Raw genomic sequence first — 25,481 nt, 5'->3', positions numbered from 1 at the left:
GTGCGCCATGTCAGATCCCAGCTACCACTCGATCGACAACGATACCGCCATCGGCGGACCGGTCAGACGTTCTGGTATCGGCATGATGCGGCCGATCGCGGTCGTTGCGGCGATCGCGGGCGTGGGCGCGGTCTTGTATTTCCTCCTCGCGGGCGGAGAGAGGGAGCCGGCGATCGACACGTCGCCGCGCGAAGAGTTTCGCCCGGCGCAGGTGCAGCGCAATGAAGGCTTCAGGACGCCAGCGCCTCCGCCGTTGCCAACGGTCGTAGTCCCAGAGGCTCCGCCGCCACCACCTCCGCCACCGCCCGCACCGGTCGTTCCTGCCGCTGCTCCTGTAGCACCCCCGGCGGAAGTCGATTGCACGCGAGGCAAGAACCCTGATAACCCGCGCTGCATCGAACTCGCGCGGGAGGCAAAGCTTCTGGAGCGCGTACGTTCGTCGGCCATGGTCTTCGACCAATCGAATAGGACGACCGGCGCGGCCCCAGCGTCCGCCGATAGCGCGAGTGCCGGACCGTTCGGGTCAGGGGTTGGATCGGGGGCGCAGCCGAGCGCGGCCACTGATGGCAATGCTGTCGATAGTGACCGCGCGTTCTTGAAGGCGATGGGCGGGCAAGGCGTCGAAGTCTCTGTCGCCGCCCAGAACCGCCGCACCGACGCCTGGATCCCTCAGGGTACGATGATCCGGGGAACGCTGGAGACAGCGATCAATTCCGACCTCGCCGGCATGGTCAAAGGGATTGTCCGCGAAGACGTCTATTCCTTTGACGGCCGTCGAATTCTTATCCCGGCCGGTTCCTCGCTGATCGGCGACTACAAGTCCGGTGTCGAACGGGGACAGGAGCGTATCCTGATCGTCTGGACCCGCATGATCCGCGGTGACGGTGTCTCGGTGCAGCTTGGCTCCTACGGCACCGACCGGCTTGGCCGCTCGGGCATGACGGGTGTCGTCGACCGGAAATATTGGGAACGGTTCGGACCGCCGGCTCTGATGACGCTGATCGGCGGAGCCACGCAATACATCGCCCAGCTTGGCCAGAAGCCTGACCGGAATATCACCATCATCAACGACAGTGGCAGCGTCACCCGCATCCCGCAGGACAATGGCGACACGTCACAGGATCGCGCCCGGCAAATCGCCGCCGAGACCATCGCTTCCGGCATTCAACAGCTTGGCACGGAAGCCTTCCAGGACAGCCGCAACATCCGGCCGACTATCCACATCCCGCAGGGCTCCGACATCAACGTCTTCGTTACACGCGACCTCGACTTCGCAGACGTTTATCCTGATCCGGTTCGCGAGCGGTTCGACAGCTTGCGCAAGCAGAGATACGGCAAATGAACGCACGCCCTGCAATCTCCGCCGAACGGCATTTCCTGGCCGAGGCGCTAGAACCCATCCGGGCCTTTCTCGACGATCCCGCCGTCGTCGAGATTTCCTGCCAGCGCAGCAACGAGATCTGGCTAGAGAAGATCGGCCAGCTCAGCATGGTCAGCCAACAGGTCGACGGCCTGGACCAGGACGCAATCCGCCACATGGCGTCTCGCGCGGCGTCTTTTACCAAGCAGACCGTCAACGCTGAGAACCCGCTGTTGTCGGCGACACTGACGGGCGGCGAGCGCGTGCAGTTCGTCCTTAGTCCGACATCGGCGACGGGGCATGCTTTCTCGATCCGCAAGCAATTCATTCGTCGCTTCGACCTCGACGACTACGAGAAGGCCGGTGCGTTTCGCTTCACTAAGGTGACTGGCGACGACTATATCGATGACGTGGATGTCGAGCTTTCAAGGCTGCTCCGCGGCGCCAAGATTCGCGCTTTCCTGGAACTCGCGGCCGTCAATCACCGCAGTATGCTGATCTCCGGTGGGACATCTACCGGCAAGACGACGTTTCTCAACACCATGCTGACTTCCATTCCAAACCAGGAACGCTTCATCCTGATGCAGGATACGGAGGAACTTGAGCCGCGACAGGAAAATGTCGTGTCGCTGCTGGTCTCGAAGGGCGGCCAAGGGGAGGCCAGGGTCACCATGACTGATCTGCTGGCCACGGCGCTGCGGCTCAGGCCGGACAGGATCTTCATGGGCGAGCTGCGCGGCGACGAGGCTTTTGATTTCCTGAACGCGATCAACACCGGCCATCCGGGATCGATGTCGACCATCCATGCGAACTCGCCACACCATGCGTTCAACCGTCTGTCGACGCTGGTGCTCAACAGCAATGTCCGCATGGAGCGCCCCGATATCATTCGATATATCCGTTCGATCATCCCGATCGTGGTGCAGTTGAAGAAGAGCGATGCCGCCGGCGGCCGCGGCGTCAGCGAGATCTACTTTGCCGATGAGGTGGACCAGGATGGCAAGCGTATTCACGTCAGCGGAGACTGACCGCCCAAAATGGACCGTTCTGCAACGTGCCTCGCTGTTCACCCTGCCGGTCGCGCTGTTTTGCGCCGTTATGCTTTGGCTTCTTTTCTTTACGCTGATCTACGATGCCTATATCTCCTCCTTTGGACCGACCTCCTACTTCGACTATGTCGGGCAGGTGGGCTTCGTCGACGCTCTCCGCTATACCTGGTCGATCATTCACACTCGCAACACCGCCGGATTGTCGCTGCTGGCTTTCGCGCTTGCGGCGCCATTCCTGTTTCTCCTGCTGTCCCTCTGGATGCTGAAGGGAGGCAGGGCGCTGTCGCGCAAGATCCTCTACCTGCTGCATGTCCGTTCGATGTTTAGCCTGATCGCGAATACGGCTCTGGTCTTCGCGGCCGCCTATGCCGGCGTGATCGTCTATGGCGTGGCCTTTTATCTCGTGGCCACCAAAGCCGGCGAACACGCCGAGATCGCCGGCTACTACGGCAATCATCTGGCCGCGATGTATCAGGCACCTTTCGGCGCGTCCGACACGGCCGGGACCTATCAGAAGCCTTCCCGGCAAACGGTGCTCGCCGCACTTGGCGGTCTTGCCGCCGCCGGCGCTCTGGTAGGATTTCCGATCGGTGCGGCTATCCAGCGTCGCCAGCGGATGATCATGGGAAAGGCGCGTCTGGCGACCCTGAAGGATGCGGCCGATTTTCGTCTGCGCGACAAGCGCGGCATCGTCCTCGGTCTGAAGCAAGGGCTTTTGCTGCGCAACGACGGCGACCAGCACGTCATGGTCATCGGCTCGCCGGGGCAAGGCAAGTCGCGAGGCTTCGTCATCCCGACGATGATGAGTTTTGAAGGGTCGCAGATGGTCCTCGATATGAGTGGAGAACTCTTCGAGGAAACGTCGGGATACCTGAAGGATAAAGGCTACGAGGTATTTCTTCTGGCGCCAGGCTCGAAATTCACCGACGGCTATAACCCGCTCGATCTGATCAGCACCGAGCCGAACCAGCGGATCACCGACCTGCAGAAGCTGACGCAGATGCTGCTGCCGGAACGCCTGCGGTCCGACTCTTCCGACTTCTGGGAGGAGAGCGCCCGGATCCTGCTGACGGCGATGCTGGGGTTTGTGCTCGAGTGCCCGGACACGCGCAAGTCCCTTAGCGAACTTTACCGCATCCTCAATTCCATGTCCGACGAGCGCAAGGCGATCGTGCAATTGCTGGAAAACTACGAGGCGGTCCTTTCAGACCAGACCCGTATGCAACTGACCAAATTCGCCGGCCGCCACGAAAAGCTCGGGGAGGGGATTGCCGCCGAGATCGTCGCCAAGCTCAACTTCCTGCAGAACCCGCTGGTCGAAGCGCTTACCTCGATCACGTCGATCCCAATCGACACAATCAGAAAGCGGAAGATGGTGGTGTATATCCAGGCGGACTGGAACGCCATGCAGATCTACGAGCGGCTGATCTCGATGTTCATCCAGCAGATGGCCGACAAGCTTGTACAGATGGGTCCGTTGCGCAACGGCGAACACGAAGTCCTGATGATGCTCGACGAGTTCGGCAATGGCGGCCGGATCGATACGGTGCTGACGCTTGCGCCGCTGATCCGCAAGAACGGCGTGCGTTTCGTGTTCATTCTCCAGGATGGTGCCCAGCTCGAACGCCTGTACCAGCGTTCCGGCCAGAAGATCCTCATGGGGGCATCGACGATCAAGCTGTTTATGAACTTCCAGAACCAGGAGGACGCGACAGCGGTCTCGATGGCTGCCGGCAAGACGACGGAATGGGTCGAGCAATCTTCCTATTCCCACCGCCATGGACGCCGCCAAAGATCGATTTCGAAAGTGCCGGTCTCGGTCGACCTGCTTCCCGTCAACACGCTGATGATGATGAAGCCCGAGGAGGCAATCCTGCAGGTCACCGGCATGCCGCTGATGCGGATCATGAAGCTCGATTCTGGCGGCGAGCGGATGTTCGCTAAAGTGCGCAAATTCGGGCCAGTGTCCCGGCCGTGCATGGAACCGATCGAATCGACAATCGGCCATCGCGACCGCGCAACCGGCACGCGGTCGTGGCAAGCCAACGACGAACGCTTCATCGTCGAAGACGGTGTTCGCCACGTCTATATCTCCTCCCTCGATGAGCTTCGCGATCGGCTCGACCTGGACGAAACGCGCGAGGTTGGGGGCGGCGACGATGATCTTACCGCCGCGGAGCAGAAGCGACGAAAGGAGGCGGTCACAGAAACTGTCGGAGGGAATCGGGAGCACCGCGCGCCGAACCGGCATGGTCCCGACCGTGACCCCGGCGTTGGTCTGAAAATCGACGAGCGGAGACTTGCGGACAATGTCTATTCGGGATCTCTGGCTCGCAACGGCCGTCGACGCCAAGCTGCCGACCATTTTACGGATCATGCCGCCTCGCACCCTGCGGAGCCAGGCGTTCTCAAGCGGCAGGAGGTCAGGGAGGCGTTCGGAAGCGACTTGCGGACCTTGAACGACGCGATCTTCGAACAAGTCGACGAGCTCGCACTCCAACCAACCGACCTCAATTCGGATGTCGACCTCCTGATCGGGACCTTATCGAACCGCCTGACGGAGACGAGTTCACTGGATTACCTGCATCAGTTCGCGAGGGTGGCGCGCGATCCGTTGGGCGAGGACGTCGAGCAACTCGATGAGCCGGGCTGATAGGCGCGTCTCCATCACCAGCAATTCAAACCGGCGAGGCAAGAAGCGCCGCGCCTTTTTTTGAGGAGAGCAATATCATGGGCGAGATCAAACACTTTTCGAAAGTGGATTTTTCAGATCCTCGGTATCCAGCAGATCGTCTCCGCGGCAAGGCTGATCCAGGTTTCTGGTTGATGGTGAAAGAGCGCGAGATGGAGAGGCGAACGCTTGCCGTTAACGCGCTCACCACTGTGAGAAGCGAGGTGGGCAGCACCGCTGCGGAAAGCCTGACGCCGTCGATCGCCGTTCTCGCCGAGGAACTGGTCTCGCGCATTTTTGGAACTTGTTCAACCGCGACGCTAGCGAACATTCAAGAGGCCTTGCTCGAAGCAGTGGGTGCCGAACTGCGGGATGCTCAATTACAAAACGCTGGAGATAGCTCCAGTTCCGACGCCGATGACCGATAGCTACGACGCATGTCCACCGCTAGATAGGCTGGAAAGATTTCCGCCGTGTTGCAACTGATCGATGACCCACGACTGCAGACGCCGGGCAGTCTCCGCCGCGTGCGCCGCAGCTAGGTCGTTCGGAAAAATTCCAAAAAGCGGTCCAAGATACTTAACTCGCGGCAACATCACCTCCTTCGCCTGACGATACTCGTCACTCTCCATTCCAAAGGCTTCGACGATAAGGTTTACGGAATGGGTTGCTCCATCGCTGACGTTCAAGATGAAGTCTGGCCGGCATGGACCAATGGGTGTGTCAGAAGCGAAGAGTGGTTTGGTGATCTCGATACGAAGTTCTGGTGCGGCCTCAAATAGTGACTGTTGCAGCCAGAACAGCAGATGGGTTACATCCCGCTCGAATCCCGATTCCACCGGAAACAGCGTGTCGCCATTGTAGACGGGTTGTGCATAGGCTTGGACCGCTCGGGCCGGCCCATCGTCGTCGTCTCCAAAATCCACATTCAACAGTGTCAGGAATGGTCCGCGGCTGGTAGGATCGCCACGAAGCGGCTGGCGGACTTTCGCCAGGATATCGATCTTGCGCGCCGAGGATGCCGGCATGATTGTCTGTGTCGAAACGCTTGTCGCAAACAGTGCCATGAAGCCGGTTCGACGTACAGTCTCGGGCCATTCTGGGCGCGAGGTTGCGAGCAACCGCTGCCAACGGCTGTCTGGATCACGGTAGTCGGCCGCCCATGTCGACATCAACGCGTTAAGCGTCCAGGTGCGCAGCACCCGAAATTCACTCGCTGCGGAGCGTAGCCTTGCAAGCTGATCTCCGAGGCTGAAATCCCGCTCGTCCTGCAAGGGCGGAATGACATTGGTGCCGGCTTTGTCGAGCACCCTCCAGAGGATTGATCCAAGCCGGGAGGGCCGATCGTTCCGCTCGACCGATCGGATCCGGTCTGAGGCGGAGACGTCAGCAAGTCGGTCGGGAATGGCGGGGAGCGCATCGATGTAGCTTCGTTCCGACTTGGGCAACGGTCGAAGATGATAGCCGCGATCGAAGCGAGAGGGCGCGGCATCCTTGTCGACATGAAACGGGCAGGCATGTGCATGGTTTGGGCGCTCTTCATGCCGGCCGGGATCTTCGTCTTTCGGCAGCAGGCGCCGTAGGGTGTATGTGTGTTCCTGCTGAATCGGGGCAAGAAGGGGCTGGTATCGGCCGGGCAGGCAGTCGCATTCGATCCAACCGTCCATCAACCGAGAGCGCTTGATGACGGATAGGGCGATGGCCTCGTCTTCACTGGAAGCAGCGTTGCCATACCAGGCTCGCAACGCAACTGCCTCGCGTTCTTCGAGTGTGGCGAGACCGTGGGCAGGGCTATTGCGAACAACGATCCGCATGCCGACGTCTCAGTACCCTGATATCCAGAGTTGGTAGCCTGTATATCCGCAAGCTGCTGCGGCGCTTAAAGCTGCCAGTGTCTCAGCCCACGCATGGACGCGGCTGTGTTTTACGAGCCGCGCGTCCTCGAGAACGGCCGACAGAAAAACGTACGCCGGGATCACCATAACGTAACCAACTGTCAGGCTGTCGCCGATCGACACGCAGGCCGCGGTGAAAATCAGTCCAAGGATCAGAAGCGCGACGGAGAGCCGCGTCAGGTCAAACCGATAGCTGGACGTCGTGAACGATGCCATCCAAATCCTCCGATCAAGCATAACGAATAGACTTTAACTGCAGTATAATTAATCGGCAATGCAATTGTTGTCAGAAGTGCAAGCCATGTCGTCGGACAACATCGCGACGACGATCAAAGGGCGCAGTTAGAAGCCGTCTGCAATCCAGGACCGCTTGCTGCGATGTTGACTGACGGTGTAGAGAGGTAACGAGCTTGTGAAGGTCTCGATAACAACGATGGGCAACAAAGAGTTATAGGCATGGTTAGGTTGATCATCTGTCGCCGTCGGATCCGCAATGATTGATTTATTCTTGAACATTTTGATAAGCAGGCGCCGGAGCGACGACGCTTTTCCAAGGGATGGCGTGTCCTGTCCAGGCATGTCGCTTTCAACCGAACGCGGGAAATTCGTCCAATGCCACGTGTGAAGGTCGATGCCGACGTGGAACTGGACAAGTCGATCCTCACATCGCTGTCGTTTCAGGAAAGACTGGCCGTCGGTATTGGCCGTCTGAAAGCTAGCCGTCGCGTCACCAACAAGGATTTGGCCGAGCAGCTCGGCGTATCGGAAGCCTACATGTCGCAAGTCACACGCTGCATGCGTGACGTGAAACTTTCGACCCTCGACAAGATGCAGCGCGAATGGAAAGTCGCGATGGAGGATTTGCTTAAGGTCACCGAAGACGATCTTCCTCGCGTCGCGGCGTTGAAATCGCGGCGGGGAAAGAAAAAGAGGACAGCAGAGCCCGCCGCCTGACCTTGGCCGTCCGGGCAGATCGAAAACGCGCGGCTAATGATTCAGGTTGAACCAGAACCGCTCCTTGATGCCCGTGTCGTTGGGTATGTCGAAGAAGTAGGGGTCAGCGCGTCGCGGGCGCGGGGTGGCAATCTGCTGGACGCAGCCGGTGTCGTCGTTTCCGAAGCTGCGGTGAGTGGTTTGACCTGGTAGCCGCATCGCCTCAGAACGCAAGTTCGGCGAGCGGCAGACATCGACTGTCTTGATGCACTGGTCCGGCTCACCTCGCCATCCATTGTCGCCCTGTGAGCTGTAGCCGACTGTCGTGCCGGCCGGGCATTCCTCGAAATCCTCGCGCCCCGGCTTGCCCGAATTGGCTTCGTGGCAGATAGGCCAATCAAATCCGGGTTTCTTCATGGCGGCAATCAGCCTCGTCATGGGCGGAACGCAATAGGGGACGCCATGCCATGAGGGATTCTGCGATGCTGCACATAGGAGCACCTGACAACCCCATGAGGCGTCTTCGGCCTTCGCATCAGGGCTCCACACGGTGAAGCTCCCAGCCGCCAACGCCGCGACCACGATTGAAAATCGTCTCATTACTTCGCCTCCATCTAATTCTTGAATTTGCGTCCAGGTGTCACCGATCCTTGAAGGAAAGGGCCGGCCGTCCCGACGAGGGAGGCCATTTCGGCCATGGCGACGACATTGTCCGACTTGCTCATCGGCAATCTCAATATCCTTCAATTCCCAGGCGCTTCAGAATGATTGTAGGATCGGTTTGGCAGTCTTTTTTCCATTCCGGATGACGCGCGCAGGCGTAGGCGTACTGGCTAAGCTCTGCCGACGACAGGTCGGCAAGCCTGTTGCCAACAGCCTTCCATTGCTGCACGTCCGCCGGATCACATCCGGCGCCGCCGACACCGCAGTGATCGGGGTCTCGCTGCTCGACCTGGTTAGGCGAACCAGCATTTTGCGCGCTGGCTGCAACCGGAACAAAGGCAAGCAAGGCCATTGCTACGGCAAGGGTTTCGAGAACACGTTTCATTCAGCCTCCAGGCAGGTCCTTCAACTCAGCGCGTTGTTTGATTGACGGGCGGCGGCAAGGGCAGTCCCGGTTCGGATTGCGGCAGCCTGCTGTCGGACGTGTCCGCCTTCGCCACCGAAGCATCGTATAGCCAGGGCGGAAGCAGGTCCTGCGACGACCAGACTCCGTACCCCAGACCCCTGGCTTTTCTTTCGATGTCGAAATAGGCAGGCACCTGAGGCTCGCCCGGGTAGTTGAACGCATAGCCGATGCCTTCGGCAATTGCTGTCGCTGCCAGATTGGTCTCTCCGACGAAGCAGTGGGCGACCAACACCTGCTTGGCGTCGCGCCCGATCGGCCCGCAGTTGACGTTTTGGCCAAGCGTCCGAAGGATCATCCATGCACGTGACACCTGACCGGCAGGCCATCCCACCCCAGCGCTTGTCGCGGTCTGCTCCAAGCGGGGCGCCTCGTAGCCAGCCAGACGGACGACCTGTCGGCTCTTGACGAATTCGAACGTCGTTGCATCAACCACCTGGACCATGCCGTAGATCTGGCGCGGCACATCGGCCGGCCGGCTTTGTGCGAGCGACGCCGCTGGTATCGCCATGAACAGCATCATCGAAACGGTCACGACCTTCATCGTTGGGTCCTCGCCTGCTGCGTGAGCAACGAAACCGGATGCGGCATGTCAGGATAGGCCCAAAGCCCGGCGCCTGCAGATCGCGCCGCCTCCTCAGCCGTCCTATATCCAGGGACGATCAAACGGCCCGCCCCGTCGACTGCGGCAAATCCCCATCCCTGAGCGATCATATAGGTTGCCAGATCGTAGCGGTGTTGGCCGGTGGTTGTCTGGCACGCCACGACCGCATTGTTCTGGTCGAGATCTTTAATGGTGGCGCAGACAGGTCGGGTGTCTCGGATCAATGCTTGCACCATGATGAGGTCGAGCTCGCCGCAGTCGCGCACGACGCCAGCAGACACCGTGATAGTGGTCCCTCGAAGGCACGATTGCAGGCCATAGAGGCGGTACCGCCGGCCGCCGGAAATCCAGGTGTCGCCGGTTTCGAATTGCGCCTCTGATGGAAAGGGACGGAATTTGGACTGGTCGTCATCTCGGGTGCCTGTGGCGGGCACGTCTTGGTCAGAGGCCTGAACTCGGACGACCGGAGCGGAGGGTGTCCGCGTCATGTCGCCTTGTATAAGCATCGGCATGATGGTCATCGCAGCTGAGAGGCCGGACACTGTGATCGTGGAAATCAGCATGAGTGATCTCACCCGCATCAGTTCGTTGATAGATTGGCACGAAAGCGAGCACCGTAGGGATGGACGAAATAGGCGTTCGCCCAAATCCCCGTCTTGTCCCGGCGAGCCTGCCCCTCGGCTTTTGCGTATTCCGGAAAAACAGGACGCCCGGCACCATCACGGGCAGCAAACGCTAGTCCTCTGCTGATGAGCGTTTCCGAAAGCGATCGGACCCCGCCATCTTCGACGAAGAAGCACTCGGCATAGTGGACCGTGGGCGATCCGGGCGCATTTCCGAAGATATGACAGGGAAATGCGTTGCCCGCACCTACCTCTGCCTCATCGAGGATTGCTGTCATTCCCGCAAGCGAGACCATCGCGCATGTCGTCCGCACCCCAGTGAACTCTACTGCTTCTGTCGAAAGGCAGCCCTGAGCGCCGGCTAGTTTGACAATCGTCCCATCGAGCGCGACGAACCCAGTGCCGGTAAGGGCACTTTGAGGTCTGATGGTCTGCAGATCGAGCCGCGTTGCTATCGAGGACGTGTCGAGCGGCGGGATTGGCCCTGGTATCAGATCGCGCCCCTGCGCGTAGGCACGTTGGTAGTGCTGGACGAAATCCACAGCGGTATCGGTATCGGCCGCAGCAGCCGGGGGCAGCGCGATGAGGATGTTGACGAGGGTGTAGGAGAGGAGGCGATCGAGCCGCCATGCGCCATTCTTCATGTCCGCATCCGTCTTGTTTTGACTTTTTCGACCATGCACGAAATTATACTGCAGTGCAAGTCTGGAAAAGGCATGCGGATTGGAGTATGTCTTGTCCAGGCTCTGAAAATCGCACGTGGAGAAAAGCGGATGTCAGCGTTCAGGCAGTTACTTAAGATCGTTGTCTTGCCGTTTCGAGCGGCCTCGTTCGTCGTGTTGAGCGCTAATTTTATCATTGTGTCGGCTGTGGGCCTGTTTTTTGCGTCGTTCGTCGCATACGGCGTCGCGCTCGTATTTTCATATGCGTTTCTCCCCACGGAGTGGACGCAAGCGCTGTGGCAGTGGGCAGCTGACCTCTACGCTCATTCGTCCTGGTTCAAAGCGGCCACGATCACATTCTTCGCGCTGGTGTTTTTACCAATCCTTCGCTGTTGGCCGGGGAGGGATCCGGTTGCGGATTCAACTCGTGAACGCGAAATGACACGGCTGAACGAGGATTTGATCGCCGCTCGGCGGCAGGAAGAGCTACGAGCCAAACTTCGGGCATGACGAGGGCAGCTTGGTCCAGAGCGTGGCGGAGATGTCCGCAATCTTTGGCCCCCACAATCGAACTCCCTTCCTCCCAACAGTAATAGTCGATGCAAGATGGTGACGAAGCCTATGGCAGTTAAACCCCTTTCCCTCGCGATCTCGACGTTCAAGGGCGGTGCCGGCAAATCAACCCTGAACGTCAATCTCGCAGCCGAGTTCGCGCAGCAGGGACATCGAACGCTCCTAATTGATTGCGACGAGCAGGAGTCATCGACGCGCTGGTACAATGTCTCGATGAAGCGCGGGCTGCTCCCGACAGACGGCACGTTGCTGCATCTGCGCGTCGCACCTGGCGACAGGTTTCGCGACCGCCTGGCCGACGCACCTGAAGCGGATATCCGTATCTATGACGTCGGCGGCTACGTGCATCAACGGGCTATCGAGGTTTATCACGAGTGCGATGCGGTCCTCATTCCGATCATCCCGGAGCCGACCGCTGCCACGTCAGCAATCAAGGTGGCGACGATCCTGAAAGAGATATCGAAAAAACGCGCTGCGGGGCCGATCCCGTATGCGGCCATTTGGAATTACGTCGACATGATCGCGCTCAAGCACAACAGGTCACTTCCCGAGGTTCATGCGATCCTGACGAGCGGCCGGATTCCGATGGTGGAGACGGTAATCCGGAAGAGCAACCATTTCAGCGATGTCGGAGCCGGTTTCGGCTCGCTCTATTCCAAACTGGCAAGTATCGAGAACAATTCCTCGCTCACCCCATCGGCAAAGCGGCGGGCATCCGAGAGCGTGCTCGATGCGATTGATCTCGTGAAGAAGATCAACAACGAATTCATCGGCCTGCTGCAGGCGGAAGCGGCCTAACGCATGTCGAGGGAACGGACGCCTGCCGGCAATATTCTTGCCCTTGCACGGTCCAGGGAGGACCAGGCGAAGGAGGTGGAAGAGAGTGCCACGTCTTACATGCCGACGGATATCGACCTTGAGACGCTGATGCCAGATGAGGCTCTGGACGCAGAAGCCGAGAGCCGCGAGCCTCAGGCGCGGCGGCAACCAGCCAAGACCCGAAATCCCGGTCCACTGCCCCCGCAAGCGATCGCCACGGACGCTGAAACAAAGCGCAAGCGTATCTCTCTCTATCTCGACGACGACGTGCTGACCAAGATATTCCGAGTGTCGCTGGAGCGGCATGAACAGCTCTCTTCTGCGACACACCGGCTGATTTTAGAGGCGCTAAAGGCGAGGGGGCTGTAATCAGATGCGTGAGCCCGCGGTGATGTTCCGCCTCCCCGTTCACATTCTGAGCAATCTCGAGGCCGTGTCTCGCAGGCTTGATGTCTCTGTGAACATCCTCGCCAAGCTCATCGTCACCAGAGAGGTGATGCACATCCCTGCGATGCTCGAGGAACATGACCGTCAGTTGGCAAACATCCACCAGTTCCTTCGAGAACTTGCTTTTCGAAACGAGCAGTTCCTTTCCGAAGGAGACGTTCGTGCTGCAAGCGCAAAAGCGATAGCGCAGCAGCTCGAGAACGTCATAGGTGCGCTCGATGCTATCAGAGACGCGGCCTACGTCCGGCCCTCCACCTTTATCGCCGATTTGATCAGGAACCATGATGACCGACATGTCCAAAAGTCGCTTCGCATCTAGGTCTGAGGGGCGCCGACTGCCGAGCTACTTCGAGCTTATAGAAGACGAACTCCGGCGACGAGGCGGCGGTGGAGGCGGCGCCGCAAAGCGGCCATCGCCGGCCAAGGCGGTTCCGCGCGCCGGCAGACATCCCGGCGCTGCCTCGGCTTTCAGTCGTGCTTCCGGCAACAATGCGGTTGTCGTCAAAGTCCTGTCTTATGGGGCGGGCGCTGCTTCAGCGCGCAACGTGCTCGCCTATCAGAGCAAGGAAGAGAAAGCGCACGACCAGGATGGCTGCGAGGTTACCGATCTGCGAGACGCTGTGCGCTCCTGGGAGCGGGAGTTCGGCAACCGAAAAGGCAGTCAGGATATTCTTCGCCTGACCTACGAACTGGAGAACGCCAACCGCGACGATATCGCTCGTGGTCTTGCTTCTCTCGCGGAAGATGGTTTCCGCCAGCCCGCGGACACAGATCGGACCTACGCGTTCAGCGTCAGCGAAGGCCTGAAGGGAGGAACCCGTCTGCATTTTGCCTTGGTCATCGCTCACGAGAAGAAGGACAGGTCGGATCGCAGCAGCGCGAACCGGGTTCCTGCGGGGATAGAGAATGTTCGTGCGATCGACGATCGATTGGACAGGGCTCTGCGGCACGCTGGGATCACTCCGACCTCGCGCTATCCGGCGCAGTTTTCCTCTGGGCCCAAAGGCCTGACGGCAACCCTGCATGCGATGCAACGGGCAGGAGCGGAGATCACCATTTCTACAAAGGTACGCATCGAGGAGCGGCCCGGCAGCAGTGGTCGTTATGAACTCGGCGAGGTTCGGCGCGAAGTCACGACCAGGGACCACAAGGAACTGACCGCCGAGGGCAGGACGGTTGGGGTTCTCATGCAAACCCGCCAACCGCGGGATTTCATGCACCTTTTGCTCTCAGGACCAGCCAATGTGGATCGCGACCGGTTCATCCTCGCTGGCCGCGATTTCCTGCGAGAGCAATTCGCGGGGCATCGTTATGCCTATGCTGTCCACAATCGTCACGATCTTGAAAAGCACCCACACTTGCATGTGATCGTCGCACTACGCAATGCCAACGGAAGGGCGCTCAACCCCAACATCCGCGACTTCACTGAATGGCGTGTCCGCTTTGCCGAAAAGGCGCGAGAGCGCGGTATCCCGATCGATCGTCAGAAGCGCATCGAGCGCGCCGGTCCACCACCGGTGAAACGATGGGAATGGGAGATGTTCCGGCGGATGGGCGCAACAGCTCCGGGCAACGTCGTTGATAAGGTCATGGCAAGGGTGCGTGACACTCCGACCGCACCAAAGCGCCAGGATGCTCGGATCCGGCTCGAACAGAGTCATCGGTCCGTCGGACATGTCATCGAGATGCTGGAGAAAATTGCGAAAGATCGATCGGCCCCCAGCACCGCACGCGATCTTAGTCACGATCTGTACGTGGGGCTTCGTCGCGAATACCAACGGCTCGAAACAGCGGTTCGAGAAGGCCGCGATCCCATACGAGAGAAAGGCGAAGAGCACATGCTACGATCCACCCCCATTAGTGCCGCGCAGGCGAGGGCGGCGAAGGAAACACTCGCGAACACCGCTTTGAGCGTTGCTGCCAAGATCGCCAACCCGTCTGATCGGTTAATATTCGAGCAAGCGACAAAGATCATCGGCAAGGTGGTTGGGCTGCAGCTCGATTCCCGCGTCGCGAAAAATCGGGATCGGGCGGAGATTGGCAAGGATAAGCGCACGTCGGATAGCCTGGAGACGAAGTCGGCGACCGGGCGCGACCATGTTGCGGAGCAGGGCGTCGTCAACAAGAGTTCGAGCAACCGTGCTGTTGATCAGTCGCGCATAGCCCGTTCGAATGCCGAGCATGATATCCCTGAAAAAGTTCGGCCAGACCGCCAGAGAAACCAACAGCGCGATCGCGAGATACCGAAATCGATCAAGCTGCGCCCGCCGCAGGAAAAGGATCGGGACCGCGGTCGGTAACCGAAAAAAGCGAAACGGCATCAACGAGAAAGGCTTCACCAAACTTCATCTCGACTACCTTACTCTAAATCTAAGGCATGTTTGATCATCGTCTTAAGCCAACCGACTGTCGCCCGCCGGCTGGTATTGGAGGGCGCGCGAGCGCTTAATCCTGGATAAAAAATTTCCTTGAGACCCGGCGTGTCTGAGCTGACTCGGGGTGCCTCTGCTTTCCGCACCAAGACCGTCCTGTTGAGATCGGCTTCGTACCATCCCGTCAGTTTCGTTATCAGATCGAATTCAGATCTGCTGTGCGAACGCTGGCGCTGTCCTAGGTCCGATGTACAGGCTGCGTCTATCCAGAAGTCGGGCAGGGCGCGCGATACCTTCAGAAGATCGTCTAGCAGCCGTGTCAGCGTCGCGCTATCGATACGGACACGCGTGTCGGATGGGGGAGCTGAATGATTGGAAATAAATCCAAAACGAACATCGAGGTCACGCATGTCCTGAAGCATTGCCACGAAATCAGCATCGATATCGCCGAGTGTCTGGTTTTCGAACTGTGGCTTGTGCCTCAGGAGGATGTCGTCACGCTCGAAAATGACCAAGCCGGTTGAACCCACTTGCCTTCGGATGCAATGCACGTCGAATACGTCAGAATCCATAGCTGCTCTCAAAGCTGAAATAGCTTCCCCTTGCGCTGTCGATTGCGATGTGTGTCCGTTCAGAATAAGCGCTAAGCTCTACTTTCCATGGAGCGGCGCCTTGCTGAAAATTGACATTTGGTAACCACGGTGCTTACCGCAGATTGCGTGAGGGAATGCGAATCCTAGCGAAACCAAACGAAACGCATGGCGCAAAGTATTGATTTAGAACAAAGAGTTTTTTTATGGACGCGTGAGCGAGGAGAGCGAGAGGCCCGCTCTGCTTGTCGGCCATTAGGGGATTCCTGGCGGTCCTCGTACTTTAGCCTCGTCGCGACAGAAAACGCTTCAGGCTCCAACCTGCGAGCAAAATGTACGGGGGCATCGCGAGGGAATAATGGCCGCAGTTTAGCTCCAGGACGTTTGGCCTCGCCCCGACTTCGTGTAGTTTTTCGATGAAGTGTTTCGATAGCTCGGGTAACACCACCTTGTCTCTGGTCGCGATCACCGCGTGAAGCGCAAGATCGGGTCGCGCCAGTTTATGCGCGTAGTTCTCCAAATCCAGCGGCCCCCACGCCCTACGAAGATCGGTGATCTCGATCGCACGCTCCAGGCCATCACGTATCGCCCGGGTCGCACGGCCTGTCCAAACCATGTCAGCGAGGCTACCCGCCGTCAAAAACAAGGACGCCTTTCTTACGGCCGGTTCATGTGCGGCGATCAATCCCGCAACCCAGGAGCCAAGGCTCATGCCGAGAACCGAGACCTCTCGATAGCCTTCGCTTTTCAGCCAGCGGACGAGTTTTCGCCCGTCCCAAACGGCCTGCCTTACAGACTGGATCGTTCGGCCGAGATTCGCGCTGAGCATGTCCTCGGCATAGAGCGAGCCAGGACGGCTTCGCTCGAAGTGATAGGGCATAGCAATCTCGACGGTCGTAATCCCACGCCGCGAAAAGAACTTGGCGATCTGATGATTTCGGCGGGTGGCATTCCAGTGATGGAAGATCACCAATGCCTGATTGCGCGAGCCGCTTTCGGTTACTTTTGCCCAAACAAAGTTATTCTCTTCGACGTCCGTTGGAATGTCCGAAGGAAATTTCAACCACCCATTTTGTATCTCAAAGCCGTCATCGCTCTCGCTCGGTTCGTCATAAAAGCTTGAATCAGCCAGAGCTTGGTCGGCAAGGGCACAAAACTCCTCGATAGTTCCTACCGTCTTCTCTCCCGGGAAAGCGAGGCAGCTGTCGAGAACGAAAGCTGTCGTTTTCTTCGCTTCCTCACCACGCCGCGCTCGCTGCTCGTCCCAATGATCAAGCCATTTATGATACACTCTGATTGCCTTCCAATTCAGCATTTCGCCGTTGCCCGAACTCTGGATCAAAGAGGCCGTATACGGCGGGTAGAACACTAACGCCGAGGAAGATCGAAAAGCCGTCAAAGGCATCGATCAACAGATAGCTGGCAAAGAGCAGGCCTACGACCGCTGCCATCTTCCACAAAATCACACGGAACCTCTTTTCGAGAGGCAAACGAAGAAAACCGTATACGAAAACGACACAGGCCGAAATGGCGACAAGCAGGCTACTGTAATGTGTCGGCATTCGATAGCCCAAGCTTTCCCTACCATCGGGGTGGCCGTCGAGGACCGAGGACATATCGTGGATCAGCCAGGTCACGACGTCTTCTCCATTCGAACTCAAGTATGCACTTTGGATCTTCATGGACACGGCGACGAGAACACCAAGGACGGTGCAGCGGAAAATTCCCCGCATGATCCTAAGGCGAATTTCTGCTCGTTCGCGCCGATGCGCTACGTCTGGCTGCGCCTTTACGTCTCCTTCGATTTTCCAAAGATCATGGACAATCGTATGAAGCAAAATCAGGCCCGCGAAAAAGAGATAAAAGCAAATGCTCATGTAAAGATAGGAAAGCGCGGTGAACACGATCTCCAATGGCACCGATATGAGATCAGGTTGCACAATCGCTATCGTGCCCCAGCTGATCGCGTAATCGCCACTACCCTCCAGCAGGGGGACGAGACACACGCCGATCCATTGAAGAACGCCAGCGACCAGGATGCAGATCAGGAAAACTGCCCAATACGAATATGAATAAGCGCGAACATTGCTCGCCCACGCTTTGGTGCTTTCTGAGCTATTGGCATGTACTACCAGGCGTAAGCGTGCGTCCTGTTTCCAAAAGGCCAGCAGCTCAATCACGACTGCGAAAAATAGCGGCAGGAGTACCATGAAGAGTAGGGTCCAGTTTGGCGCCCATAGAAAACCGACTTCCTTAACGACGCCGTCCGGCCGCCCATAGGTGATGCTGGCGATCCCGACGATGTACGACAAAAACCCAAGGGCGGAAGCACCGGCGAATATCGATGCCGGAAGGTTCAAGGGGGATCCATGACTGAAAAGCGCTTCCGATCTTTCCGCTAAGCTGAAGCGTTGCCTTTTTCGGGTTACTTCACTGTCTTGTGCGATACCGGCTGCAGGCCGGGTTTCATCATCAGCTGTCACAGATGGCGGCGCCTCTGAAACGATCGATACCGTGCTTCTTACCGCTTTCTTTGAATCTCGCCTTTTGGAGATTAGCCGCGATTGCGCTGCGATGAGCTCCATGAGCCATTCGCTCGTCGCTTCCGGATCGTCGCAACCGAAGATTCGTGCCAGCCAGCGAATGTTGGAAGGACTAATCCCCTTATCATTTTCTTGAAACCAGAGCTGTACTGTTCGCAAATCAACGCCAAGCCGGTTGGAGTCAATCTGTGATATCGCCTCAGCTAACAAATCCGGCGTCCATGGGCCTTGCGGAAACCCGTCACGACCCAGAGGCCGGCCCGCTCCAACGGCGGCTAACTGCTTGAACAGTTCTTTAAAATCGCGCCCGTCCTTCGGAGGGGGGACAAAAATCTTCCCGTTCTTTTCCAATGGCTCAAATGCTCAAATTTAGTTTCGCTTTATTGACCCGAGAGGTCGCATCCCGCTGCGACCTGGGCGCAGGCAATCTACCTGAAGTATATCTATCTGCTTCGGATTGGTAAAGAATTAAAGCCTTCGTTCAAAGGGAAAGGCCGAGTTTTTTTTCGTATTTGCAATGGTTTGGTAGTTTCGGAAAAACGGCGGCGCGCTCCATTCACTCGCATCAGTGAGGAGAAGGCCACCATTAATGCGACAATCCTAGATAGCGAAAATCGCATAACGCTTTTTATGGAACCCCAAAGGCTATGCAATCGCTCTATGTTGCTCCTGTTCGTCTTTGCGGGCGCGTTGATCCACATCCTTGTTTCGCAAGGTCGGGCGAACCTCCAACTGCCGCCTACGCGATTTCCCCGCCCGGCTTCGTAGCAGGGGGACGAAGCGCCGTGACGCTCCCCACCGCCGGTTCCTTGTTTCAGCTCGCGGCTCTCCCGATGCAGGCGGACATCACAAATATTTGAGGTTCCTGAATCGACGCAGGCCTTAACGGCAGCCACATATTCCGCGCCGTCGATCTCGTGCATACGGACTTACAGGGGCGGAACAGTAAGCCCAATTGAAATCGCCCTACCCTGTTCTGCATTGATTACATCTCCGCAGCATTTGAATATAGGTTTACGAGGTCCGCGGTGACGATTGCCGGACCGTTTTCTTCGTAAAGACCTGCGGCGATGGTTGCTATGATGCGTGAGGGGTTTTTGGACGACGGGCGTGCGCTCTTCGCCAAAAATTCAGCGTAAACGCGGGCCAAGGGCTTTAAGGGCGAACGAAAACGCAGGTTCTCGATCGCCAATCCGGCGATGGCACCTTTGGTCAGAAAACCAGCTTCAACGCCGAGCTTTACCATTACGCAAAGAGATTGAAGGCCGCTTCCAACCAAGCCGCCGAACGGCGTCTGCTTGGCTACCTCGTCAGACAGGTGGAACGGCTGAGGGTCCCATAGTTTCGCGAATGCCATAATTTCATCGCTCGAGATCACGAGCGCTTCAGTTTTCAGATAGTCACCTGCCCTCATCGTCGTCCTCTCAAGACTATCGTCGCGTCGTCGCCGCGTTCTGAAGCGGCCCCAGATGCACTCATCGGTATGTTATTGTTCCTTCGAGAATTCTGTCAACGTTCGAGCTGCCAAAACACGGCCGTTCAATCAACTTCCACGTTTTCGCTTGTCGACTGGTCGTTTCCGATCTATACCTTTCGGTATGTTTACACACCTATGCGTATCTTATCCCCTTCGATCGGCTAGGGAAACTGCGTGCTCACCTCAGAGAACAACAACACAATCTACCTGGCAATCCAAGCTGTATGCCAACGTCAACCGGACAAAGTCGCAATCATCTTCGGCGAGCAGACGCTGACCTTTGCCCAACTGCTTCACCGTATTGACGGAGTTGCACTGAGACTTTCGGAACTGGGAATTTCGAAAGGGGGTGTGGTTGCTGTTTTCAGTCAAAATCGTCCGGAATTCCTCTTCTGTTACTTCGCAACCGCAAAACTAGGTGGCGTTTTCGTGCCGTTGAATTTCAACCTTACGCAAGCGGAAGTCGAATTTGTCCTCGACCACAGCGATGTGAAGGTTCTCTTTCATGACGATCTCGTCGCCGATCTGAAGGAGCTTTCCTTCGGCGGCGGCACTCGACACTCTATTGCTGAGCTCAATAGCCTTTCCGACAACACAGCGGCCGTCGGCCTGGCCGCTGTGGATGTTGATGAGGATTTGCTCATCGCCTACACTTCGGGATCGACCGGAATGCCAAAAGCGGTGGTTTTGAGCAACAGAGCCCAGTTGAATGCTGCGGCCTCGTTCAAAGAGCTATTTGCGCTGTCGGCGGATGACACCACCGTTTTGGGAGCGCCGCTCGGCTTTCTACTCGGCCTCTCCACGATCTCGATGGTTTCATTGCTGGCCGGCGCGAAAGTGGTGATTAATCGCCGCTTCCATCCCGGGGAAATCCTCGAGGCCCTGGTAAAGAATGAAGCAACGATTTTCCATGGCGTGCCGACCATGTTTTCGATGATGCTGGAGTATGCCGAGCAGCAGAATGCGTCATACGATCTTTCAAAAATGAGGGCTTTGATCTGTTCCGGGTCACCACTGCTCGACGAGTTACAGAACCGCTTCCGCAGCCGCTTCCGCAAGGATCTCCAGAACTACTTCGGCATGACGGAATGCTACCCGGTCTTCGGGAGGAATTGGGCTGACGCTCGGGAGCCCCCCAGAGGCTCGGTAGGTAAGGTGGTACCAGGAGCTGCTGTGTTGGTTATTGACGAGCAAGGTGATGAACACCCAATTGGATCACATGGTGAACTGCTGATCAAAGCACCGTCAATGGTAAAGCGCTATCACAAAGACCCGGCGCAGACCGAGGCGGCGTACCGCGACGGTTGGTTCAAGACGGGTGACATCGGTTATCAAGACGAAAGCGGGTACGTGTACATAACCGGACGCATCAAAGACCTAATCCGACGAGGTGGCGCGAACGTCGCCCCGGTAGAAATCGAAAACGTCCTGCTTAGACACCCCGCTGTCAGCGGCGCGGCTGTGATCGGCGTTCCTGACCGCATCTTTGCGGAAGTCCCGGTTGCCTACGTTGTGAAAAAGCCTGGATCGACGCTTTCTGGCGAAGAGCTAGTCGCGTTCGCTTCGCAGTCATTGGCCAAGTTCAAGCTGCCGTCTGGCGTCTACTTCACCTCCGAGCTACCGCTAGGGAAGACAGGAAAAGTGGACAAAAAAGCCTTGAGAGCTGCCTGGGATCGAACTGTCAATCTGGGAAGCGCTTGACGGGAACGGCTGGGCACTGTTCTCGCTCCTGGGCCATTCCTCCGATGACCGCTCCCGGCCTCGCGGCGTCATCTGATGATCGCGCCGCGTTCCACTCCACGGCTCAAGCCCTTTTTCGATGTGCCGCTACTTGCGTACTCATATCGATAATATCATACTGGAGGGTGTGCAACGCTAGGAACCTAGTCCGACCGCCGCCTACCGCGACTGGACTCGCGATGCCGACGGGATGCAACTTTATGGCTCATAGGGAGATTCAAATGACGAGCGGACATAGCGACAATCCCCGCCCAAGCGAAGGTCTCACCAAGAGCAGAAACGGTCAGAGCGATGCACGCGGAACCAGCGCGTGTCATCCACGTAGCACACGGATAGTCGAGACAGCAGATGGAAAGCTGCAAGGCGTGCTCGTAGACGGTATCGTTACATTCAAGGGCGTGGGTTACGCGGACTCTACCGCCGGACACAATCGCTTCCTCCCTCCGCAAAAGCTGAAGCCGTGGGTGGGGGTTAGGGACGCGACGGAGCTTGGCCATCCCTGCGTCCAGGAAAACGAGGATTTGCCGGTGTGGCTTGATCCCATGCCGGGTAGCGAAGACTGTCTGGTTCTCAACATCTGGTCCCCGGAAGCCGCCCTCTCCACCTCGAAGCTTCCCGTTATGGTATGGATCCACGGCGGTGGCTACACCTTCGGGTCAGGTGGAGCTCCGATGTACGACGGCAGGATGGTCGCAGCCACAGGAAACGTTGTTTGTATCAGCCTCAATCACCGGCTTCAGGCATTCGGCTTTACCGATCTAAGTGCGTCAGGCGACGAGCGCTTCGTGGGATCCGGCAATGCCGGCATGCTTGATATCGTCGCGGCACTACAATGGGTACATACCAATATCGAGGCATTCGGCGGCGACCCCCACAACGTAACGCTATTTGGTCAGTCGGGAGGCGGAGCAAAGATAGGCACGCTCATGGCAATGCCCGTCGCGTCCGGGTTGTTTCATCGCGCCATCATCCAGAGCGGGTCAGTGTTTCGATATCGTGGCCTGGCCGAAGCGGAAGCGATGTCCCACCGCATGTTCTCCATTCTAAGTATCTCGCCCAACGACATTTCGGCACTCCAAAACGTGCCCGCGGACGTTCTACTTCGGTGTGGCAACCAGATAATGCGCGAGGGCTCTGGCACGGGACATCCCGCGATCAAATATGCCCCGATAGTCGATGGTCGTGTTATTCCCGTCGCGCCGTGGAGAACAGGCGCCCCCGAAGGAGCTTTCAATATTCCAATGATACTGGGGAGCACGATCGACGAAACTGTCGTCTACTCGCCTCTCGAAAAGCTCGACGACGCATCACTAGCGGAGGCCGTTGCGAACTCTGCAACAGTCTATACTCCAGATTTGGCGCGGATCACGGAACTCGCTCCAGCCTATCGCAGGGCATTTCCACATTTGTCAAACTCCGAACTGGTGGTCAGGATTTCCACGGATATTGGCTTTTGGAAGAATGCGATCCACCAGGCGGAGATGCAATCGAAGACCGGCGCTCCGGTCTATATGTATAGGTGCGACTGGAAAACACCGTGCTTCGGAGGGATGTGGGGGCCTCATGGCATGGAGCTGCCGTTCGTTATTGGGCACGGAGGTTATGGCACCGCTTGGGATGGAAAAGATACCGAAGCTGCGCGCAGCGAAGCTGATCCCGATAACGCACGCTTCGAACTTGGAGATCAAATGCTGGCGGCTTGGATCAATTTCGCTCGGTGTGGGAATCCATCGATACCTGATCTTCCGTGGCCTCAATATGATCTCACAACGCGCTCGACTGTGATTTTCAATACCAAGACGACTGTTGAAGCGGACCCGTCCGGCTACTTCCGTATGCTCGTTTCGACGATCTGAACGAAACGGACGGATAATCATCCTAGATCTGTATGGAGGTTCCCTGCTGCGGGGTCCTTCGATTTCTGCTGCAGAAAAAGTGTCCATTAGGAGTTGGGAATGGCGACGCGACTTCCGAGTTGGAATCGCATTCGAGGCCAATACCTTCGCTTGAACCAGAAAAAATTCAACACGTCTAACCAGTTGCGGTATTTCACGCAAAAAGTGGGTCAAGCGTCATTGACGTTTGTCCATGTCAACATATACTGCTTCGTATAAAAAAGAACTACTGAGAATTCACGTAGCTAAAAAGGGGATCGAAACATGATCAACATCTCACGTAGAACGCTTCTGCAGGGGACCGGGGCGGCTGTCGTCACGGCTGCGCTTTCGGGAAAGGCGTATGCGTCCCCTAAGCGGGGCGGTAACCTGCGCATTGGCATCGCCGGAGGAACCTCGGCGGATAGTCTTGATCCGACGGCAACACCCGTCGACTCCGGCTTCCTAACTTTGAATACAATGCGAAGCACACTGGTCGGAATGGATGGGAAGGGAGAGGCTACGCCAAACCTCGCCGAAAGCTGGGAACCCTCGAAGGACCTGACCCAATGGGTTTTCAACCTCCGTAAAGGAGCGACTTTCCATAGCGGGAAGACGGTTACCGCAGAAGACGTTGTCGCATCGCTCAACTTGCACCGCGGCGACAAGACGTCGTCGCCTGCAAAGGCTCTACTGGATCCGGTCACGAAAATCGAAGCTGATGGCGCTAACCAAGTGGTGATCACCCTCAACGGTCCAAATATCGAGTTCGCCAGCCTTCTCAAGACGGACTTCCTTGTCATTCTTCCTTCGAAGGATGGCGAGATTGACAGGGCGGGCAAGGACGGTACGGGTCCATACAAGCTCGAGAGTTTCGAGCCTGGCCAACACATGCGCTTCACCCGCAACCCTAATTACTGGGATCTCGACAACTACGCCTTCCTCGACTCTGCCGAAGTTGTCGTCATCGCAGACCCGGCCGCGCGCATGAATGCCCTGCGCTCTGGACGCGTGGACCTCGTCAATTCGGTCGACCTGAAAACGGCCGCGATGCTCAAGCGCGTGTCGGGTATCAGGTTGGATGACGTCCCGAGCGGGCTGTACTACGGCATGCCGATGCTCACTGATGTAGCGCCTTTCAATGATAACAATGTCCGGCTTGCTCTGAAGTACGCGATCAACCGCCAGGAGATCGTAGACAAAGTCCTCCTCGGTCACGGCACCGTTGGCAATGATCATCCGATCTTCAAGAACGTGAAGTTCAGCGCGACCGATATCCCGCAGCGGGAATATGATCCCGAAAAGGCGCGCCACTACCTGAAGCAGGCCGGTCTCGACTCGGTCGATATTCCGCTGAACGTCGCGGAAATCGGCTTCCCAGGGGCCACTGCCGTCGGTCAGCTCTTCGCGGCGTCGGCTAAGGCTGCCGGTATCAATCTTAACGTCACTCGTGAACCCGACGATGGTTACTTCGATCGCGTTTGGCTGAAGCAACCATTTACCACCGCTTACTGGCATCAGGCGATCACGGCTGACGCGCGGTTCACCGAGGCGTTCCTCCCGACCGCCCCCTGGAATGAGACCCATTTCAACAACGCGCGCTTCAATGAGCTCGTTGTGACGGCGCGTAAGACAGCCGACGAGAACACTCGAGCCGGGATGTACCACGAAATGCAGAAAATCATTCACGACGAAGGCGGGCTGTTAAATCCTGTGTTCGCCAACTACGTATGGGCAATGAAGGACAACGTACATCGCCCTGACGATGTAACTTCGCTCGGCGATCTCGATTCATTTCAGTGTATCGCTCGGTGGTGGATGACGTAGGCTCGACCGTTGCGGAGTTAGGCCATAACGAAGAGTTCTTATTTCAACGCGCGGCAGACGTTCAGCCGCGCGTTTTTCGCGGAATATCCGACCTCAATTCCGCCCTATCATGCATCAGACCAGGTCAGAGCCCACACCGTCGCGCATTGCAGCTTAGCCAAGCGGCATGCCAGCGTCTTTAGGGCTACGTGTTGATTCTGGCCTATTCCGCCTCATTGGCGAACCACGGAAGCGCCTCCAGAGAGTTCGGCGTGATCGGGATCAGGTGTGGGCAGCCGCTTTTAAAGTATGCGCTG

Annotated in this window: 25 protein-coding genes; 13 read left to right on the top strand and 12 right to left on the bottom strand. The window is 57.6% G+C overall.

From position 1 onward, the window contains the following. The first annotated feature begins 7 nt into the window (after positions 1-7). The 4 genes from virB10 (at position 8) to HJB83_RS03365 (ending at position 5,508) form a co-directional block, all read left to right on the top strand. Positions 8-1,342 carry a type IV secretion system protein VirB10 gene (virB10, locus tag HJB83_RS03380; RefSeq protein ID WP_221159450.1) on the top strand — a complete coding sequence of 445 codons (1,335 nt, stop codon included), beginning with the start codon at positions 8-10 and terminating at the stop codon, positions 1,340-1,342. Further along, on the top strand, positions 1,339-2,388 hold the full coding sequence (virB11, locus tag HJB83_RS03375; protein ID WP_221159449.1) for a P-type DNA transfer ATPase VirB11: 1,050 nt from the start codon (positions 1,339-1,341) through the stop codon (positions 2,386-2,388). Before virB10 ends, virB11 begins: the two co-directional genes overlap by 4 nt. Then, complete coding sequence (locus HJB83_RS03370) at positions 2,357-5,062, top strand: type IV secretory system conjugative DNA transfer family protein (RefSeq protein ID WP_221159448.1); 2,706 nt, start codon at positions 2,357-2,359, stop codon at positions 5,060-5,062. The genes virB11 and HJB83_RS03370 overlap by 32 nt, the downstream gene beginning before the upstream one ends. A 77-nt stretch (positions 5,063-5,139) precedes the next feature. Next, positions 5,140-5,508 carry a hypothetical protein gene (locus tag HJB83_RS03365; protein ID WP_221159447.1) on the top strand — a complete coding sequence of 123 codons (369 nt, stop codon included), beginning with the start codon at positions 5,140-5,142 and terminating at the stop codon, positions 5,506-5,508. Here the strand turns inward: HJB83_RS03365 and HJB83_RS03360 are convergent, their stop codons facing one another. From HJB83_RS03360 to HJB83_RS03350, 3 genes are all read right to left on the bottom strand, one after another. After that, the gene (locus HJB83_RS03360; protein WP_221159446.1) at positions 5,509-6,894 is read right to left on the bottom strand and encodes a hypothetical protein; all 1,386 of its coding nucleotides are present in this window, start codon (positions 6,892-6,894) and stop codon (positions 5,509-5,511) included. Between the two features lie 9 nt (positions 6,895-6,903). After that, the gene (locus HJB83_RS03355; RefSeq protein WP_221159445.1) at positions 6,904-7,191 is read right to left on the bottom strand and encodes a hypothetical protein; all 288 of its coding nucleotides are present in this window, start codon (positions 7,189-7,191) and stop codon (positions 6,904-6,906) included. A 126-nt stretch (positions 7,192-7,317) separates the two neighbouring features. Further along, positions 7,318-7,554, bottom strand: coding sequence for a hypothetical protein (locus tag HJB83_RS03350; protein ID WP_221159444.1), 237 nt, complete (start codon positions 7,552-7,554; stop codon positions 7,318-7,320). 60 nt (positions 7,555-7,614) lie between these two features. Here HJB83_RS03350 and HJB83_RS03345 point away from each other — a divergent pair, with 60 nt between their 5' ends. Beyond that, the gene (locus tag HJB83_RS03345) at positions 7,615-7,929 is read left to right on the top strand and encodes a helix-turn-helix domain-containing protein (protein WP_311044484.1); all 315 of its coding nucleotides are present in this window, start codon (positions 7,615-7,617) and stop codon (positions 7,927-7,929) included. A 33-nt stretch (positions 7,930-7,962) separates the two neighbouring features. Here HJB83_RS03345 and HJB83_RS03340 read toward each other — a convergent pair whose 3' ends face one another. From HJB83_RS03340 to HJB83_RS03320, 5 genes are all read right to left on the bottom strand, one after another. Further along, complete coding sequence (locus tag HJB83_RS03340; protein ID WP_221159442.1) at positions 7,963-8,508, bottom strand: hypothetical protein; 546 nt, start codon at positions 8,506-8,508, stop codon at positions 7,963-7,965. A gap of 133 nt (positions 8,509-8,641) precedes the next feature. Next, on the bottom strand, positions 8,642-8,956 hold the full coding sequence (locus HJB83_RS03335) for a hypothetical protein (RefSeq protein ID WP_221159441.1): 315 nt from the start codon (positions 8,954-8,956) through the stop codon (positions 8,642-8,644). Between the two features lie 25 nt (positions 8,957-8,981). Then, entirely contained in the window at positions 8,982-9,578 is a 597-nt protein-coding gene (locus tag HJB83_RS03330; RefSeq protein ID WP_221159440.1) for a thermonuclease family protein, read from the bottom strand. Next, positions 9,575-10,201, bottom strand: a complete 627-nt coding sequence (locus tag HJB83_RS03325; protein WP_221159439.1) for a thermonuclease family protein — start codon at positions 10,199-10,201, stop codon at positions 9,575-9,577. Before HJB83_RS03325 ends, HJB83_RS03330 begins: the two co-directional genes overlap by 4 nt. Positions 10,202-10,218: 17 nt before the next feature. Then, the gene (locus HJB83_RS03320; RefSeq protein WP_221159438.1) at positions 10,219-10,905 is read right to left on the bottom strand and encodes a thermonuclease family protein; all 687 of its coding nucleotides are present in this window, start codon (positions 10,903-10,905) and stop codon (positions 10,219-10,221) included. A gap of 129 nt (positions 10,906-11,034) precedes the next feature. On the opposite strand from HJB83_RS03320, the gene HJB83_RS03315 reads away from it, so the two are divergent. The 5 genes from HJB83_RS03315 to HJB83_RS03295 all read left to right on the top strand — a co-directional run bounded on the left by HJB83_RS03315 (position 11,035) and on the right by HJB83_RS03295 (position 15,062). After that, complete coding sequence (locus tag HJB83_RS03315) at positions 11,035-11,433, top strand: hypothetical protein (RefSeq protein WP_221159437.1); 399 nt, start codon at positions 11,035-11,037, stop codon at positions 11,431-11,433. Positions 11,434-11,544: 111 nt separating this feature from the next. Continuing rightward, positions 11,545-12,294 carry a ParA family protein gene (locus HJB83_RS03310; protein WP_246704667.1) on the top strand — a complete coding sequence of 250 codons (750 nt, stop codon included), beginning with the start codon at positions 11,545-11,547 and terminating at the stop codon, positions 12,292-12,294. A 3-nt stretch (positions 12,295-12,297) separates the two neighbouring features. Next, positions 12,298-12,684, top strand: a complete 387-nt coding sequence (locus tag HJB83_RS03305) for a hypothetical protein (protein ID WP_221159435.1) — start codon at positions 12,298-12,300, stop codon at positions 12,682-12,684. Between the two features lie 4 nt (positions 12,685-12,688). Next, positions 12,689-13,081 carry a hypothetical protein gene (locus tag HJB83_RS03300; protein ID WP_221159434.1) on the top strand — a complete coding sequence of 131 codons (393 nt, stop codon included), beginning with the start codon at positions 12,689-12,691 and terminating at the stop codon, positions 13,079-13,081. Then, positions 13,047-15,062: a relaxase/mobilization nuclease domain-containing protein gene (locus HJB83_RS03295; protein WP_221159433.1), complete on the top strand. Its 2,016-nt coding sequence runs from the start codon at positions 13,047-13,049 to the stop codon at positions 15,060-15,062. Before HJB83_RS03300 ends, HJB83_RS03295 begins: the two co-directional genes overlap by 35 nt. A 59-nt stretch (positions 15,063-15,121) precedes the next feature. Here the strand turns inward: HJB83_RS03295 and HJB83_RS03290 are convergent, their stop codons facing one another. From HJB83_RS03290 to HJB83_RS03275, 4 genes are all read right to left on the bottom strand, one after another. Beyond that, a complete protein-coding gene (locus HJB83_RS03290; protein WP_221159432.1) occupies positions 15,122-15,706 on the bottom strand; it encodes a hypothetical protein in 585 nt (194 codons plus the stop codon). A 301-nt stretch (positions 15,707-16,007) separates the two neighbouring features. Next, positions 16,008-17,015, bottom strand: coding sequence for an alpha/beta fold hydrolase (locus tag HJB83_RS03285; RefSeq protein ID WP_221159431.1), 1,008 nt, complete (start codon positions 17,013-17,015; stop codon positions 16,008-16,010). Further along, positions 17,005-18,618, bottom strand: coding sequence for an RcgA family putative transporter (locus HJB83_RS03280; protein ID WP_221159430.1), 1,614 nt, complete (start codon positions 18,616-18,618; stop codon positions 17,005-17,007). The genes HJB83_RS03285 and HJB83_RS03280 overlap by 11 nt, the downstream gene beginning before the upstream one ends. Before the next feature lie 634 nt (positions 18,619-19,252). Next, positions 19,253-19,681, bottom strand: coding sequence for a MaoC/PaaZ C-terminal domain-containing protein (locus HJB83_RS03275; RefSeq protein WP_221159429.1), 429 nt, complete (start codon positions 19,679-19,681; stop codon positions 19,253-19,255). A gap of 237 nt (positions 19,682-19,918) precedes the next feature. On the opposite strand from HJB83_RS03275, the gene HJB83_RS03270 reads away from it, so the two are divergent. From HJB83_RS03270 to HJB83_RS03260, 3 genes are all read left to right on the top strand, one after another. Then, positions 19,919-21,445 carry a class I adenylate-forming enzyme family protein gene (locus HJB83_RS03270; RefSeq protein ID WP_221159428.1) on the top strand — a complete coding sequence of 509 codons (1,527 nt, stop codon included), beginning with the start codon at positions 19,919-19,921 and terminating at the stop codon, positions 21,443-21,445. A gap of 260 nt (positions 21,446-21,705) precedes the next feature. Then, a complete protein-coding gene (locus HJB83_RS03265) occupies positions 21,706-23,340 on the top strand; it encodes a carboxylesterase/lipase family protein (protein ID WP_259671257.1) in 1,635 nt (544 codons plus the stop codon). Positions 23,341-23,643: 303 nt separating this feature from the next. After that, positions 23,644-25,185 (top strand): ABC transporter substrate-binding protein, encoded by a 1,542-nt coding sequence (locus HJB83_RS03260; protein ID WP_221159427.1) that lies wholly within the window; start codon positions 23,644-23,646, stop codon positions 25,183-25,185. Positions 25,186-25,481 lie beyond the last annotated feature (296 nt).

Origin of the sequence: Rhizobium sp. NZLR11 (genome assembly GCF_019685115.1) — a bacterium.
GTDB lineage: Bacteria > Pseudomonadota > Alphaproteobacteria > Rhizobiales > Rhizobiaceae > Rhizobium.
The sequence above is the reverse complement of the archived record's forward strand: the minus strand, read 5'-3'. Positions and strand labels throughout refer to the sequence as shown.

Excerpts from the sequence above, each read along its gene's own strand:
- HJB83_RS03315 (WP_221159437.1), top strand. The coding sequence starts at position 11,035 with ATGTCAGCGTTCAGGCAGTTACTTAAGATCGTTGTCTTGCCGTTTCGA.
- HJB83_RS03340 (WP_221159442.1), bottom strand. The coding sequence starts at position 8,508 with ATGAGACGATTTTCAATCGTGGTCGCGGCGTTGGCGGCTGGGAGCTTC.
- HJB83_RS03355 (WP_221159445.1), bottom strand. The coding sequence starts at position 7,191 with ATGGCATCGTTCACGACGTCCAGCTATCGGTTTGACCTGACGCGGCTC.
- virB11 (WP_221159449.1), top strand. The coding sequence starts at position 1,339 with ATGAACGCACGCCCTGCAATCTCCGCCGAACGGCATTTCCTGGCCGAG.
- virB10 (WP_221159450.1), top strand. The coding sequence starts at position 8 with ATGTCAGATCCCAGCTACCACTCGATCGACAACGATACCGCCATCGGC.
- HJB83_RS03305 (WP_221159435.1), top strand. The coding sequence starts at position 12,298 with ATGTCGAGGGAACGGACGCCTGCCGGCAATATTCTTGCCCTTGCACGG.
- HJB83_RS03300 (WP_221159434.1), top strand. The coding sequence starts at position 12,689 with ATGCGTGAGCCCGCGGTGATGTTCCGCCTCCCCGTTCACATTCTGAGC.
- HJB83_RS03335 (WP_221159441.1), bottom strand. The coding sequence starts at position 8,956 with ATGAAACGTGTTCTCGAAACCCTTGCCGTAGCAATGGCCTTGCTTGCC.
- HJB83_RS03370 (WP_221159448.1), top strand. The coding sequence starts at position 2,357 with ATGGCAAGCGTATTCACGTCAGCGGAGACTGACCGCCCAAAATGGACC.
- HJB83_RS03275 (WP_221159429.1), bottom strand. The coding sequence starts at position 19,681 with ATGAGGGCAGGTGACTATCTGAAAACTGAAGCGCTCGTGATCTCGAGC.
- HJB83_RS03295 (WP_221159433.1), top strand. The coding sequence starts at position 13,047 with ATGACCGACATGTCCAAAAGTCGCTTCGCATCTAGGTCTGAGGGGCGC.
- HJB83_RS03365 (WP_221159447.1), top strand. The coding sequence starts at position 5,140 with ATGGGCGAGATCAAACACTTTTCGAAAGTGGATTTTTCAGATCCTCGG.
- HJB83_RS03325 (WP_221159439.1), bottom strand. The coding sequence starts at position 10,201 with ATGCTGATTTCCACGATCACAGTGTCCGGCCTCTCAGCTGCGATGACC.
- HJB83_RS03330 (WP_221159440.1), bottom strand. The coding sequence starts at position 9,578 with ATGAAGGTCGTGACCGTTTCGATGATGCTGTTCATGGCGATACCAGCG.
- HJB83_RS03360 (WP_221159446.1), bottom strand. The coding sequence starts at position 6,894 with ATGCGGATCGTTGTTCGCAATAGCCCTGCCCACGGTCTCGCCACACTC.
- HJB83_RS03265 (WP_259671257.1), top strand. The coding sequence starts at position 21,706 with ATGACGAGCGGACATAGCGACAATCCCCGCCCAAGCGAAGGTCTCACC.
- HJB83_RS03260 (WP_221159427.1), top strand. The coding sequence starts at position 23,644 with ATGATCAACATCTCACGTAGAACGCTTCTGCAGGGGACCGGGGCGGCT.
- HJB83_RS03290 (WP_221159432.1), bottom strand. The coding sequence starts at position 15,706 with ATGGATTCTGACGTATTCGACGTGCATTGCATCCGAAGGCAAGTGGGT.
- HJB83_RS03320 (WP_221159438.1), bottom strand. The coding sequence starts at position 10,905 with ATGAAGAATGGCGCATGGCGGCTCGATCGCCTCCTCTCCTACACCCTC.
- HJB83_RS03350 (WP_221159444.1), bottom strand. The coding sequence starts at position 7,554 with ATGCCTGGACAGGACACGCCATCCCTTGGAAAAGCGTCGTCGCTCCGG.
- HJB83_RS03310 (WP_246704667.1), top strand. The coding sequence starts at position 11,545 with ATGGCAGTTAAACCCCTTTCCCTCGCGATCTCGACGTTCAAGGGCGGT.